A 15,120-nucleotide genomic window follows, 5' to 3' on the forward strand; every position below is an offset into this window, starting at 1 on the left:
CGTCGATACCGAGAACAACACTGTTGCCCAGATCGAAGTTGTAGCCAGCATACAGGCCGCCGAGGAAACCATCTGGCTTGACGTTGCCGAGGTCGAAGCCATCAGTGTCGAAGCGCGACTTGCCCCAGCCATAACCAATCTGGCCACCAATATATGCACCGTTCCAGGTAAAGGTCGGAGCGACGATAACCGGAGCTGGTTCTTCGGCGATGATAGCGTCAGCTGCCTTTGCGCCAGTTGCAGCAAGCAGAGCAACAGTTGATGCGAGAAGAAGAGACTTGAGCTTCATAATAAACCTCCAATGGAGAACGGGGAGTTCTAAAATCTGTTGAATTTAATATAAGCCATTGCTCACAAGAGTCTGTAGCAAGAAGGCCACAGTCGCTTAATTGTCGCAAAAGTTGCGCACATAAACGTGATTGCTATGAAAAGCTGCGTATTAAGGTTATCAAAATCTTACGGCTTCGCAACTGTGTTTAAAGTCGTGATATCTGATTATCGGCTGCAGCATTCCAGGGTGCAGAGAATAGAATGGGTGGGGCTATGGGTGCAGGGCAGCGGATCCATTGGGTCGATATAGCCAAGGGCATATGCATCATCTTCGTTGTCATGATGCATTCAACGCTGGGCGTTGAAAAGGCTGCAGCGGAGCAGGGCTGGATGCATTACGTCGTTGCATTCGCTAAGCCGTTCAGAATGCCCGACTTTTTCATGATATCCGGTTTGTTTCTGAGCCTCGTCATCGACAGACCATGGATGCGCTATCTTGACCGCAAGGTCGTGCATTTCCTTTATTTCTATGTTCTTTGGCTCTCGATCCAGTTTGCATTCAAGGCACCAGCTATTGCGAGTGAGGCGGGGGCTTCCGGCGTCATCGAAGCCTATCTGATGGCTTTCATCGAGCCGTTCGGAACGCTTTGGTTCATTTATATTCTGCCAGTGTTCTTCATCGCAACGCGTCTGTTAAAGCGGGTCCCTATCGGCGTGACATTTGCAATTCTGGCGGTCTTGGAGATTTTACCAATTCACACTGGCTGGGTGATGATTGACGAGTTTTGCTCTCGATTTGTCTATTTTTTTGCGGGCTATGCTTTCGCACCTTGGATTTTTCGCATTGCCGACTGGCTGCGTCAGCGCCCCCTCGTGGGCGTAGTTGGGCTGCTGATCTGGGCGCTCATAGAATATAAGCTGGTCTTCATGCCTGTGCCGCAAAGTCTCGCATCGCTTATCACACCTGCTGGTGATCTTTTGAACGGGCGAGGAGCGGTCAGTGATCTTCCCATTGTTTCGCTCCTGCTTGGCTTGATAGGAGCGCTGGCGATTATTTCGATTTCATCGCTTCTAAGCCTGCTTTCCGATCAAAACTGGCTGCATCGTGGATTGAGCTGGCTCGGAGCGCATTCAATTGTCGTTTATCTGGCCTTCTTCTTGCCCATGGCGATTGCGCGCACTGTTCTTCTGAAGATCGGCTTTCTTGATGTGGGAACCGTTTCGCTGCTGACAACGGCAAGCGGTGTGATTGGCCCGGTTATTCTTTATGGGCTCATTCAATGGACTGGCTACGGTCAGTTCCTGTTCCGGCGTCCGGCGTGGGCTTATATTGATCACGCCCGGCAGAAGAAAACAGCGGCTCAAGCGCATCCCGAAAAGTGTGAAACGGCTTTCGGGCAGGATGCGCGTTAAAGAAAGTGGCATGAGAAAGCTATCTCTCATGCCACTATCTGATGCTTTATGAGTGAGCGAAGATATCCTGCTCTGGCCAGCCCATCAGATCGAGTTCGGCCCGCGTTGGCAGGAATTTGAAACAGGCTTCAGCCTGCTTTGCACGCCCATCGCGTTCCAGACGCTTTTCAAAGACGGCTTTTAATCGATGCAGATAAAGCACGTCAGAGGCTGCATAATCCAGTTGAGCCTGCGAAAGCACTTCCGCCGCCCAGTCGGATGATTGTTGCTGCTTGGAAATCGAAACATCGAGAAGCTCGTTGCAGATTTCTTTCAGACCATGGCGATCCGTATAGGTGCGTGTCAGTTTCGACGCGATCTTTGTGCAGAAAACCGGCTGCGGCATGGTGCCGAACGTATGTGCCAATACCGCCAGATCGAAGCGTCCATAGTGAAAGATCTTGGTGATCGAGCGATCTTTCAGAAGCTTGACCAGATTAGGTGCCTTCTTCTGACCAGCTTCAATCTGGATCACGTCTGCCGTGCCGTCACCGGGTGAAATCTGAACCACGCAAAGTCTGTCGCGATGCGGATTAAGACCGAGCGTTTCAGTGTCGATAGCAACAGCATCAACCTGATAATTATCTAGATTGGGCAGGTCGTGCTTGTGAAAACGGATGGTCATTTGGTCTTCCTTATTTGGCGGCTTTCGCCGCCATAAGCATCTGTCTTACTTGGCAGCGATAGCCGCCATAATTCTTGCCCAAGAGCGCTGGCCCTTATGGAAAGAATTCAGCTCATATTTTTCGTTCGGCGAATGAATACGGTCATCTTCAAGACCAAAGCCAACGAGCAGGGATTCCATGCCGAGGAACTTGTCGAAGTCACCGACAATCGGGATCGATCCGCCCATGGCGATCAGCACTGCTGGCTTCGGCCATTCATCGGAAAGCGCATCCTTGGCTTTGGAAACCAGTGGCGAGTCATAAGGCAGCTGAATGGCTGGCGAACCACCATGCGGGTGGAACTCGACCGAGCAATCGGCTGGCAGACGTTCTTGCACGAAAGCGCGGAACGCTTCGCGGATTTTCACCGGATCCTGCTTGTGGACGAGACGGAACGAAACCTTGGCCGAAGCTTCTGCCGCGATGACCGTCTTGAAACCTTCGCCGGTATAGCCGCCGGTGATGCCGTTGACTTCCGCAGTTGGGCGCGCCCAGGTCAGTTCGAGAACGCTGCGGCCTTTTTCGCCCGAAGGGACAGAAAGACCAATTGGGCCAAGGAAGTTTTCAGCCGTGCGGCCAAGGCTTTCCCATGACTGCAAAATCTGCGATGGCGTTTCTTCTACGCCTTCATAGAAACCAGGCACCGTGACACGGCCGTTTTCATCATGCAGATCAGCAAGGATTTTTGCGAGAATATGGATCGGGTTGGCAGCAGCGCCGCCAAAGAAGCCCGAATGCAGATCGCGGTCAGCGGCTTTGATGACGATTTCCTCGCCAACCAGACCGCGAAGGCCGACGCTGATTGCTGGCGTTTCTTCGTTCCACATGGCGGTGTCGCAGACCAGTGCCACGTCGGCCTTTAACTCTTCTTTGTGAGCGTCAAGGAACGGCTTGAGCGAAGGCGAACCGGATTCTTCTTCGCCTTCAAACAGCAAGGTCACTTTGACAGGCAGGTTGCCGTTGACGGCCTTATAGGCGCGGCAGGCTTCAACAAAGGTCATCAACTGACCTTTGTCGTCGGATGTGCCACGACCGGTCAGGATTTTGCGACCATTGCCGACATCTTTGATGGCTGGCTCAAACGGATCGTTTTCCCAAAGGTTGAGCGGATCAACCGGCTGCACATCATAATGGCCGTAAAAGAGCACATGCGGCGCATCAGCCGTAGCGCCTTCGTGATGAGCAACGACCATCGGGTGGCCCGGCGTGTCGCGTACACTCGCATCAAAACCAATGGACTTGAGGTCCTCGACCAGCCATTCGGCAGCCTTACGGCAATCGGCCTTGTAAGCCGGATCGGTCGAAATCGACTTGATACGCAGAAGATCGAACAGATGATCGATGCTTTTGTCGAGATTTGTGTCGAGATAATTGAGGACTTTATCGAGTGATTGCGCGGACATGGATACTTCCTGACGAGTCGTAAAACTGATCGCACACTACAACCAGCAACCCGAAGAAGAAACCCAATTTGAACGCAAAACTGAGAGCTGAAAATGAATTGGCCGTTGTGGTGAGGGGGTTACCACAACGGCCATATCACTACACTCAAAAGCTACAGCCCGGAGAGGGGAATGAGGCTGTAGCCAACAACCGGTATCCAACGGGGGACGGGTCAGAAAACCGGCGACCGACGTACTGTCGATGAGTGAGATTTGGCCCTTCAACTGTGGCTATTCAAGGGCATTAAAGATTACAAATTCGTAACATAAACGTTACCTTGTCGTGTGTAATCCGTTATCCGTATTAATCGGAAATTGCGTGAGGATGGAGGCACTTATGACCAAGATTACGATGCTCAGCAAGAAGGACTGGGAGAAGACGCCGGGCAAGTGGCACGGCGAGTTTGAAGGCAATGTGTTCGGTGCAGGCGCTTCGGTCATGTTCTATGCGACAGAAGAGGCAGGACGAGGACCAAGACTGCATCGCCATCCCTATGATGAGATTTTTATCGTCCGCAAAGGCCGGGCTCTATTTACGGTTGGCGAAGAGCAATTCGAGGCCGATGAAGGCAGTGTCATGTTTGGCGGAGCCAATATTCCGCACAAATATGTGAATGTCGGTCCCGGTCTGCTGGAGATGATAGACATTCATGTGTCAGGCACCTTCATTCAGGAAGATTTGGAATAGCGTCGTGCAAGAAAACCGGCTTGTCAGCAATCCAACGGTGGACACTTGTTTCTCCTGACACAAGGCCGGTTTTCATTACGCTTGGTTTCCTTTAATTCTAAGCCATGAAAAAAGGCGATCATCTCTTCCTCGTTGACGGCTCGGGCTATATTTTCCGCGCCTATCATGCCCTGCCACCGCTGACCCGTAAGACGGACGGCTTGCCGGTCGGGGCCGTGTCTGGTTTCTGCAACATGCTGTGGAAGCTGTTGAAGGATGCGCGCAGCACCGATGTCGGTGTGGTGCCAACGCATTTTGCGGTCATTTTCGATTATTCGTCGCAGACCTTCCGCAAGGAAATCTACCCCGAATATAAGGCCAACCGCACCGCGCCGCCGGAAGACCTGATCCCGCAATTCGGCCTGATCCGTCAGGCAACGCGTGCCTTCAATCTGCCTTGCATCGAAAAGGAAGGTTTTGAGGCCGACGATCTGATCGCGACCTATGCCCGTATTGCTGAGAAAGCAGGCGGCGATGTTACAATCATTTCGTCCGACAAAGACCTCATGCAGCTCGTCACACCGAGCGTGTCCATGTATGACAGCATGAAGGACAAGCAGATTTCGATCCCGGAAGTGATCGAAAAATGGGGTGTCCCGCCTGAAAAAATGATCGACCTGCAATCGCTGACTGGCGACAGCACCGATAATGTTCCGGGCATTCCGGGCATCGGCCCAAAGACCGCTGCGCAATTGCTGGAAGAGTTTGGCGATCTTGATACGCTGCTCGCACGCGCTTCTGAGATCAAGCAGAACAAACGCCGCGAAAACATCATCGCCTTTGCCGATCAAACCAAGATTGCGCGTGAGCTTGTCACGCTCAAGACTGATGTGCCGCTCGATGTCGATCTCAGTGGTCTCGTGCTTGAACCACAGAACGGACCGAAGCTCATTGGCTTCCTGAAAGCCATGGAGTTTACAACACTCACCCGTCGCGTGGCTGAAGCAACGGATACGGATGCGTCGGCTGTCGAGCCGTGCCATATCGAAACCGAGTGGGGTTCTGAGGCACATGGTCCGGATGTCGATGTACCGGCAAAATCAGAAGCCAAGCCGTCTGAAAACTCTTCCGCCCCCGCTGCGGTTGAGACGCAAGATGCAAGTGGCTACACGCCGAAAGCACTGGCTGAAAGCCGAGCAGCGACGGCGCTTGCACAGAAGATCGACACCACGGCCTATACCTGCATTGGCGATCTTCCGACGCTGAATAAGTGGCTCGCAGAGGCTGTCGAGACTGGCCTTGTCGCTTTCGATACAGAAACCAATTCGCTTGATCCTATGCAGGCCGAACTCATTGGTTTCTCATTGGCTTTGGCTCCGGGCAGGGCTGCCTATATCCCGCTCCAGCACAAATCCGGGGCAGGTGATCTGCTTGGTGGCGGCATGGTCGAGGGGCAAATTCCTTTAGACGCAGCGCTTAATGCTTTGAAGGCCGTTCTTGAGGACAAATCCGTTCTCAAAATCGCACAGAACATGAAATATGATTGGCTGGTCATGCGCCGTCACGGCATCAACACCGTGTCTTTTGATGATACGATGCTGATTTCCTATGTGTTGGATGCGGGCACCGGCGGTCATGGCATGGACCCGTTGTCCGAGCGTTGGCTGGGTCATACGCCAATCGCTTATAAGGATGTGGCGGGCAGCGGCAAAAGCGCTGTTACCTTTGATATGGTCGATATTGATCGTGCGACAGCCTATGCTGCAGAAGACGCTGATGTCACGCTGCGTCTATGGCAGGTGTTGAAGCCGCGTCTTGCCGCAGAAGGATTGGCCTCGGTTTATGAGCGCCTTGAACGTCCGTTGGTCGATGTGCTTGCCCGCATGGAAGAGCGCGGCATCTCGGTTGACCGTCAGGTTCTCTCGCGCTTGTCGGGTGATCTCGCGCAGTCCGCCGCACGTTTTGAAGATGAAATCTACGAGCTGGCCGGTGAGAAATTCAACATCGGATCGCCCAAGCAGCTTGGAGATATTCTTTTTGGCAAGATGGGTTTGCCGGGTGCATCCAAGACGAAAACCGGTCAATGGTCGACCTCTGCGCAAGTTCTGGAAGATCTGGCTGCTGAAGGTCTGCCTTTGCCGCGCAAGATTGTTGACTGGCGCCAGCTGACGAAGCTTAAATCCACCTACACGGATGCGCTGCCGGGTTATATTCACCCGCAGACAAAGCGCGTGCATACGTCTTATGCAATGGCGTCCACCTCGACTGGACGCCTGTCTTCGTCTGAGCCGAACCTGCAGAATATTCCGGTTCGTACAGCCGAAGGCCGCAAGATCAGAACGGCTTTTATTGCAGAACCTGGCAACAAGCTTATCTCTGCCGATTACAGCCAGATCGAATTGCGAGTGCTGGCACATGTCGCTGATATTCCGCAGCTGAAACAAGCTTTTGCCGATGGCATTGATATTCATGCCATGACCGCTTCTGAAATGTTCGGTGTGCCGGTTGAAGGTATGCCGTCCGAAGTGCGCCGCCGTGCCAAGGCGATCAATTTCGGTATCATCTACGGCATTTCGGCTTTTGGTCTTGCCAACCAGCTTTCCATTCCGCGTGAAGAAGCAGGGCAATATATCCGTACCTATTTCGAACGCTTCCCCGGCATCAAAGACTATATGGAAGCGACCAAGGCTTTCGCGCGCGAACATGGCTATGTCGAAACGATTTTCGGCCGTCGGGCGCACTATCCTGATATTAGGGCTTCCAATCCGCAGGTGCGCGCCTTCAATGAACGTGCGGCAATCAATGCACCTATTCAGGGTTCGGCTGCCGATGTCATTCGCCGCGCCATGATCCGTATGGAAAATGCACTGGCAGATGAGAAGCTTGCAGCCCGTATGCTGTTGCAAGTCCACGATGAATTGATCTTTGAAGTACCGGAAGATGAGGTCGAAAAGACAATTCCTGTCGTGCGCCATGTTATGGAAAATGCGGCCATGCCTGCAGTGGCGCTTTCTGTGCCATTACAGGTGGATGCAAGGGCTGCACATAACTGGGATGAGGCGCATTAAACGCGCATTCCAAAAGTGTGAAACGATTTTTGGGTCAAATGCGCATCAAAAAAGACTAGAGCGCCGTTCCGGTTTGATCGGATCGAATTGCGCTCTAGAGTCTCACCCTGTTGACCTGAGAGGCGCAAGCCTATAGGTAAGCGCTAATTATGGTGCTTCGTTAGTCGTCAGGAGAGTTGTGGACAGATAGGTTCACGACCGTTGGGTATGCGGCTTGAGAAGCTTTTTTCGTGAAAGTTATTCATGTCCCTGCCTGATACAATCGCTCCGGCTCTTTCCGGAGCATTAGCCGCTCGTGGTTACACTACACTCACTGCTGTTCAGGAAGCCGTTCTGGCTCCAGAAACGCTGGATGCCGATCTTCTCGTTTCCGCACAGACCGGATCGGGCAAGACGGTAGCGTTTGGCCTTGCTATGGCCAACACGCTTCTCGAAGGTGAACTGCGCTTTAGCCGTCCAGAAGCACCTCTTGCCATGATTATTGCACCTACGCGTGAACTGGCATTGCAGGTTCGTCGCGAACTGGAATGGCTTTATGCAGACACCGGCGCAACCATCGCATCCTGCGTTGGTGGCATGGATATCCGTTCTGAGCGCCGTGTGCTTGAACGCGGATCGCACATCGTTGTCGGCACCCCAGGTCGCCTTCGCGACCATATCACACGCAATGCGCTTGATATGTCGCAACTGCGCGTCGTCGTGCTCGATGAAGCGGACGAAATGCTCGACATGGGCTTCCGTGAAGACCTTGAATTTATTCTCGGTGAAGCACCGGAAGATCGTCGTACATTGATGTTCTCGGCAACGGTGCCTAAGCCAATTGCCCAGCTTGCCAAGCGCTTCCAGAATGACGCTCTGCGTCTGACTGTTCAGAGCGAAACCAGCCAGCACGCTGACATCGACTATGTCGCTATGCCGGTGCCGCCACATGAGCGCGACCACGCGATCATCAACGCGCTGCTCTATTACGATTCACAGAATTCGATCATCTTCTGCTCGACCCGCGAAGCGGTAAAGCACATGGCAAGCCGCCTTTCCAATCGCGGTTTTGCGGTTGTGGCGCTGTCGGGTGAACTGAGCCAGGCAGAACGCAACAATGCATTGCAGGCAATGCGTGATGGCCGTGCCCGTGTTTGCGTTGCTACCGACGTTGCTGCACGCGGTATCGATCTGCCGAACCTTGATCTGGTTATCCATGCCGATCTTCCGAATAACCCGGAAACCATGCTGCATCGTTCGGGCCGTACCGGTCGTGCAGGCCGTAAGGGCACCTGTGTTTTGGTTGTTCCGTTCTCGCGTCGCCGCACTGCAGAACGTCTTCTGCATATGGCCAAGCTTGATGCGCAGACCATTTCTGCACCAAGCATCGCTGCTGTTCAGGCGAAGACCAATGAACGCATTTTGAATGCAGACGTTTTCAGCCAGCCGGTTGAAGAAGAATATCAGGATCTGCTGAAAGCTCTCACCGAGCGTTACACGCCGGAACAGATCGCAGCTGCGTTTTTGAACCGCGAAGTCGCTTCCTATCCGGCAGCAGAAGAAGTTTCCGATGCACCTGTGCATCCGGTTGGCGGCAAGAAGCCACGCGAACGTTCTGACCGTGGTGATCGCGGCGACCGCTTTGAACGCAGTGATCGCCGTGAACGTGGCGAACCAGGTGAACGCTTTGATCGTAATTCGTCGTTTGATGGCGTGTGGTTCTCCGTTTCCGCCGGTCGCAAGCATCGCGCCGATCCAAAATGGCTTCTGCCGCTCATCTGCAAGGCAGGTGACGTATCGAAGCGTGATGTCGGTTCGATCAAGATTTTCGACAACGAAACCCGTTTCGAAATCACAGCAGCCAAGGCTGATGAGTTCCGCCGCTCGGTCGAAGAACGCGGCACTGGCGAAAAGGGTCTTGTGATCCGTAACGCTGTTGCAGGCGCTGGTGGCGATGCTTCTCCACGCGAAGGCAAGGGCAACTTCAAGCCACGCGGCGACAAGTTCAAGAGCGATTTCCGTGATGGTCCGCGCGATGGCAACCGTGATAATGCCCGTGACGGCGCAAAGGGCAGCTGGTCGAAGCCGAAGGGCGACTTCAAGAAAGATGGTTTCAAGAAGGACGGCAAGAAGTTTGGTGACGGCGGCTTCAGCAAGAAACGTCGCGGCGAATAAACGCGCCAACTAGTCAGAAATTCTTTGGAAGGGCCGGGTTGCAAGCAACTACGGCCCTTTCTCTTATGTGATCGGTGGTATGTGATAAACGACCGAGCGATACTTTGGATTTTCCCGCCGCTCAGCGATATGTCCACCAAGCGCCTCGGCAATCCGCCTGCTGGGAAGGTTCTCTTCCGCAACCGGATATTCGAAATACTCGACCGGGACGTTTTTGCTTGCCCATGTGGCTACTGCTCCAACAAATTCCCGGCCAAATCCGTTTCCATGAACTTCGCTTCGGAGCCATATTCCAAGCTCCGGCTTGCCTGATTTCATCGCGTGCAGGCCGACGATTCCAAGAAACCTGCCATTAGCTCGGTCTCGCGCCACCAGATGAAGCTCTGAGCGCTCCTCAATAGCGGGCAGCCAAGCCCGCCATATTTCTGCAAAGTCAGCTGCAGTTGATGGCGGCTCCCACGACATAAACGGCGTAATCTCGGGAGAGATACAGGAAAACACTTCGCTCGCATCACTTGGCTGAAACGGCACGATGATCGCACGAGCGGACAAGATACGAATGTCTGACACTGGGTTGTCTGTCCTGCAGTGGTGGTTTGTCAGAGTTGAACGTCATAACCAGACTGGGGGGATGGCGGTCAGCCACTTTTATATACTTTAAGAAAAAGCCCCGGAAATCCGGGGCTTTTCTGTTAGATCGTATCCCGAAAAGTGCGAAGCGGTTTTCGGAACAAGACGCGCGTAAAAACAAATGGATAGAGCATTTCGATTGACTCAATCAAAACGGGAAATGCTCTAAACGTCCAGATTGGCGACGCTCAGTGCGTTTTCCTGAATGAACTCGCGGCGCGGTTCCACTTCATCACCCATCAGACGTGAGAACAGCGAATCCGCGTCGGTCGCGTCATTGACCTTAACTTGCAGCAGCGAACGCACATTCGGATCGAGCGTGGTTTCCCAAAGCTGTTCGGCGTTCATTTCGCCCAAGCCTTTGTAACGCTGCAGCGTCAGACCCTTGCGGCCTGTTGCGAAAATCGCATCAAGCAGCGCCATCGGTCCGGAAAGCGTTTCGACCTTGTCCTTGCGGCGCAGAACCGGCGGTTCAGCGAAAACTTCCGTCAGGCGCGATGCCACACGGTCGATCTGGCGCGCATCGGCCGAGCCGAGCAGGGCCATGTCGAGTATGGCAACGTCCTTCACGCCACGCACCATGCGCTCGAAGCGATAGCCGCCGTCTTCCGTCACATGGGAGGTCCAGCCACGCTCGGTTTCTTCCGAGATCATGTCGAGACGCTTGGCAACGATATCGGCGGAAGCCTGCGACGCAGCGTCGTTGGCGGTCGCATTCGGGTTGAGCAGGCCTGCAATCGCAGCCTGTTCAACAACGCGACGATCGTAGCGCGTATGAAGGCCGGAAAGAAGCTGACGCAGCGTGCGTGCATCGTCGACGACCGACCGAAGGTCAGGACCGGCGCGCACTTCACCGCTGCCCATTTCAAGGGCAGCTTCTTCAAGACCGGTTTCGATAAGGAAGTCTTCGAAAGCAGCTTCGTTCTTGATGTATTGCGAGGACTTGCCGCGCGATACCTTATAGAGCGGCGGCTGCGCGATATAGATATGGCCGCGTTCAATCAGTTCCGGCATCTGACGGAAGAAGAAGGTCAACAGCAGCGTACGAATATGCGCGCCATCGACGTCAGCATCCGTCATGATGATGATCTTATGGTAGCGCAGCTTGTCAGGATTGAAGCCGTGTGACTCATCCTTGCCGATCGACGTGCCAAGAGCCGTGATCAGTGTTCCGACCTGATCGGATGAGATCATGCGGTCAAAGCGGACGCGTTCCACGTTGAGGATCTTACCGCGCAGCGGCAGAATAGCCTGGTTCTGGCGCGAACGACCGCTTTTGGCCGAGCCACCTGCAGAGTCACCCTCGACGATGAAGATTTCTGATTTCGCCGGATCGCGTTCCTGACAGTCAGCCAACTTGCCGGGAAGCGACGTCACGCTCAGATTGCTCTTGCGGGTGATATCGCGTGCCTTGCGGGCTGCTTCGCGGGCTGCGGCTGCCTGAATGACCTTTTCGACAATGGTCTTGCCGCCAGCAGGATGTTCTTCCAGCCAGGTCGAAAGCGCTTCATTGACGAGGCTTTCAACGACAGGGCGGACTTCCGAGGAAACCAGCTTGTCCTTGGTCTGCGACGAGAACTTTGGATCAGGAACCTTGACCGAGAGAACAGCAGTCAGACCTTCGCGGCAATCATCGCCGGTCAGGCTGACCTTTTCCTTCTTGGTCATGCCGGATGCATCGGCATAGCCCGTCACCTGACGCGTTAGCGCGCCACGGAAACCGGCCAGATGCGTGCCACCATCGCGCTGTGGAATGTTGTTGGTGAAGCAAAGCACTTTTTCGTGGTAGGAATCGTTCCACCACATCGCGACTTCAACGGTCATACCGTCTTTTTCGCTCTTGATATAAATCGGTGTTTCCAGAAGCGACTTCTTGCTCTGGTCGATATATTTTACGAACTCAACGACACCACCATCATAGTGGAGTTCCTGTTCGCGAATATCGGCATGGCGACGGTCTGTAAGCTTGATGCGGACGCCTGAATTCAGGAACGCCAGTTCGCGCAGGCGACGTTCCAGCGTGTCGTAATCAAATTCGACCATAGAGAAAGTTTCAGGCGAAGGCAGGAAGCTGACTTCTGTGCCCGTATCGCTGCCTGCATCGCCGGTTATAACCAGCGGAGCGTCGGCCACGCCGTGCGTGAAGGCCATTTCATGGATTTTGCCAGCGCGACGGATCTTCAGCTTCAGCCAGATCGACAACGCGTTCACAACCGACACGCCCACGCCGTGCAGACCACCGGAAACCTTATAGGAGTTCTGGTCGAACTTACCGCCGGCATGGAGCTGGGTCATGATGACCTCAGCCGCCGAGACGCCTTCTTCCTTGTGGATGTCGGTCGGGATGCCACGACCATTATCGGTCACGGTGCAGGAGCCGTCGGCGTTAAGCGTAACGGTGACAAGCGTTGCATGTCCGGCCAGCGCTTCGTCGATGGCATTGTCCACGACTTCGTAGACCATATGATGCAGGCCCGAGCCGTCATCCGTGTCACCGATATACATGCCCGGACGCTTGCGAACTGCGTCGAGGCCTTTCAGAACACGAATGGAATCCGCGCCATATTCGGCGGCGGCTGCGGAATTCATCTCTGGTGTCTCGCTCATGAAAATCTTTCGAAAATGCGCCGCGAAGGCAACCTTAAAGTCTGCCGCAATTGCAGCAATAAAAACCCTGTCGAATCACACGACAAACATGGCTTTAATATAGGCGTTAACGGCGATTTTTCCAAATTTTGGCGCCAAATTTACCGGGGATTCAGCTCTTTTGGCACCAGTTGAAGAATTGGGGTGGCGTGCAATCTCTGGAACCGCCACAATTGAAGCCTATATCTTGTTTGACGGGGGTGTTCTCGATCAAAAGGAGCACTTGATGGAAACCACAATTGCCATGAAAGATGCAGCTCAACCCTTTGTGCCTCCTGCGCCGCGCCCGCGCGAAAAGCCGGTTGGACGCTTCGAGATGATGCGTGTGGTTTACAAGAACCCGCTCGAATTGTGGGGCGAGCCTTCCTATAACGAGCGCTGGGTTTCTGTAAGCTGGCTTGGCATTAAAACCATCATTGCCAATGATCCGGGCCTTATCCGTCATGTGTTGGTCGATAATGCCGCCAATTATCCCATGTCTGCCATTCGTCAGCGCGTGCTGCGCCCCATTTTGCGTGATGGATTGCTGACCGCTGAAGGCCAAGTCTGGAAGCGTTCACGCAAGGCGATGGCGCCGGTTTTCACTCCTCGTCATATCGGCGGCTTTGCGAGCGCCATGCGAAACCGGTCGCTGCAGTTTGTCGAGCGATACAAGACCAATGGCATCATCACCGATGTCGCCCACGACATGACGCTGCTCACCTATGACATTCTGGCTGAAACGCTGTTCTCTGGCGAAATTGCCGGTGATCCCAATGATTTTGCGCATCAGATCGACAAGCTTTTTGAAACCATGGGTCGCGTCGATCCATTTGATCTTCTTGGCTTGCCCGAATGGCTTCCGCGCTTCACGCGCCTTCGCGGCAACCAGTCTCTCGGCTTCTTCCGCGAACTGGTGTCAAACACGATTGCTCTGCGCAAGAAACGGATGGAGAAGGGCGAAGACGTCCCCAACGATTTCCTGACCCTGCTTTTGCGCGCCGAAGGGCCGGATGGTTTGAGCCGTGCCGAGATTGAAGATAACATCATCACCTTCATCGGTGCGGGGCATGAAACAACGGCCCGTGCGCTCGGCTGGACGCTCTATCTGCTTGCCAAGGCACCGCAGGAACGCGAGCGTGTTGAAGCTGAGATCGATGCGTTCTTTGCTGATGGCGGCAATGACCTGCCGCCGCAGGAATGGCTGGCAAAACTGCCGTTCACGCGTGCAGCTTTTGAGGAGGCGATGCGGCTTTATCCGCCAGCACCGTCAATCAATCGCGAGGCCGCGACGGATGATACCTATGGCGATCTGAAAATTGCCAAGGGAACGGCTGTTCTGGTCATGCCTTGGGTGATTCATCGTCACAGGCTTTATTGGGATCAGCCGGATGCCTTCATGCCAGAACGCTTCTGGCCCGAAAATCGCGACAAGCTCGACCGCTTCCAGTATCTGCCATTTGGTGCCGGTCCGCGTGTCTGCATCGGTGCGAGCTTCGCGTTACAGGAAGCGGTGATTGCACTTGCAACCTTGCTTGATGGCCGTCGCTTCGACGTGTTGGAAACCACAAAGCCATGGCCTGTGCAGAAACTCACCACCCAGCCGCAGGGCGGTCTGCCGATGAAGGTTGTCAGGCGCTAATTAGTTGGTGCACCAATGGCGATCCGGGCAAGATGCGGATATTCGGGGTCGGCCAGATTGCTGATGCTTTCAAGGTCTTCGGGGCTGTACCATGCAAGCTCAGAATGTTCATCGCAGACATTGCGCGGCTCGCCACCGTCCCACGCTGTGACCTGAAAAATATGGCAGATGGAATCGCCATAGAGATCAGGCTTTTTCTCATCGATTGCGCCGATCTCACGAAACTTGATCGGGCGAATGCCGAGTTCTTCACCCATTTCCCGCACCAGCGCATCTTCAAGTGTTTCACCACGCTCGACATGCCCACCGGGCGTGTCCCAATGATTGGGCCACGCCTTTTTCCATGGTGAGCGCAGTCCCATCAGAACTTTTTTGTCACCGCTCACCAGCAAAGCGCCGACGGTGACAACTTTCTTTTTCTTGGCCATGGCGTTCCTGTTATAGCGCTATCTGTGAACTCAGACTACTGGCTAAATCACAAACGCACATCACCATTTTTTAGTGA

11 protein-coding genes are annotated in these 15,120 nt (G+C 54.1%); 5 read left to right on the top strand and 6 right to left on the bottom strand.

The window, feature by feature from the left end:
- A partial coding sequence (locus QSJ70_RS14250) for an autotransporter outer membrane beta-barrel domain-containing protein (protein ID WP_285537333.1) occupies window positions 1-289 on the bottom strand: 289 nt, incomplete at its 3' end.
- 242 nt (window positions 290-531) lie between these two features.
- On the opposite strand from QSJ70_RS14250, the gene QSJ70_RS14255 reads away from it, so the two are divergent.
- A complete protein-coding gene (locus QSJ70_RS14255; protein ID WP_285537335.1) occupies window positions 532-1,683 on the top strand; it encodes an acyltransferase family protein in 1,152 nt (383 codons plus the stop codon).
- A gap of 46 nt (window positions 1,684-1,729) precedes the next feature.
- Here QSJ70_RS14255 and QSJ70_RS14260 read toward each other — a convergent pair whose 3' ends face one another.
- Both QSJ70_RS14260 and QSJ70_RS14265 read right to left on the bottom strand, forming a co-directional pair.
- On the bottom strand, window positions 1,730-2,347 hold the full coding sequence (locus QSJ70_RS14260) for a ribonuclease D (RefSeq protein ID WP_007873166.1): 618 nt from the start codon (window positions 2,345-2,347) through the stop codon (window positions 1,730-1,732).
- A 45-nt stretch (window positions 2,348-2,392) separates the two neighbouring features.
- Complete coding sequence (locus tag QSJ70_RS14265; RefSeq protein ID WP_285537337.1) at window positions 2,393-3,790, bottom strand: dipeptidase; 1,398 nt, start codon at window positions 3,788-3,790, stop codon at window positions 2,393-2,395.
- A gap of 376 nt (window positions 3,791-4,166) precedes the next feature.
- On the opposite strand from QSJ70_RS14265, the gene QSJ70_RS14270 reads away from it, so the two are divergent.
- From QSJ70_RS14270 to QSJ70_RS14280, 3 genes are all read left to right on the top strand, one after another.
- On the top strand, window positions 4,167-4,517 hold the full coding sequence (locus tag QSJ70_RS14270; protein ID WP_285537339.1) for a cupin domain-containing protein: 351 nt from the start codon (window positions 4,167-4,169) through the stop codon (window positions 4,515-4,517).
- Between the two features lie 104 nt (window positions 4,518-4,621).
- On the top strand, window positions 4,622-7,564 hold the full coding sequence (gene polA, locus QSJ70_RS14275; protein ID WP_285537341.1) for a DNA polymerase I: 2,943 nt from the start codon (window positions 4,622-4,624) through the stop codon (window positions 7,562-7,564).
- 243 nt (window positions 7,565-7,807) lie between these two features.
- Window positions 7,808-9,718, top strand: a complete 1,911-nt coding sequence (locus tag QSJ70_RS14280; RefSeq protein WP_064320054.1) for a DEAD/DEAH box helicase — start codon at window positions 7,808-7,810, stop codon at window positions 9,716-9,718.
- A gap of 63 nt (window positions 9,719-9,781) precedes the next feature.
- Here the strand turns inward: QSJ70_RS14280 and QSJ70_RS14285 are convergent, their stop codons facing one another.
- Window positions 9,782-10,288 carry a GNAT family N-acetyltransferase gene (locus QSJ70_RS14285; RefSeq protein ID WP_285537343.1) on the bottom strand — a complete coding sequence of 169 codons (507 nt, stop codon included), beginning with the start codon at window positions 10,286-10,288 and terminating at the stop codon, window positions 9,782-9,784.
- A gap of 225 nt (window positions 10,289-10,513) precedes the next feature.
- Complete coding sequence (gyrB, locus tag QSJ70_RS14290) at window positions 10,514-12,955, bottom strand: DNA topoisomerase (ATP-hydrolyzing) subunit B (protein ID WP_105518067.1); 2,442 nt, start codon at window positions 12,953-12,955, stop codon at window positions 10,514-10,516.
- A gap of 283 nt (window positions 12,956-13,238) precedes the next feature.
- Between gyrB and QSJ70_RS14295 the strand changes: the two genes are divergently transcribed.
- Complete coding sequence (locus QSJ70_RS14295; protein WP_502871684.1) at window positions 13,239-14,615, top strand: cytochrome P450; 1,377 nt, start codon at window positions 13,239-13,241, stop codon at window positions 14,613-14,615.
- Here QSJ70_RS14295 and QSJ70_RS14300 read toward each other — a convergent pair.
- A complete protein-coding gene (locus QSJ70_RS14300) occupies window positions 14,612-15,043 on the bottom strand; it encodes an NUDIX hydrolase (RefSeq protein ID WP_112804610.1) in 432 nt (143 codons plus the stop codon). The two genes, QSJ70_RS14295 and QSJ70_RS14300, sit on opposite strands and share 4 nt — an antisense overlap.
- Between the last annotated feature and the right edge of the window lie 77 nt (window positions 15,044-15,120).

The sequence above is a fragment of the Brucella sp. NBRC 12950 genome, assembly GCF_030268145.1.
Classification (GTDB): domain Bacteria; phylum Pseudomonadota; class Alphaproteobacteria; order Rhizobiales; family Rhizobiaceae; genus Brucella.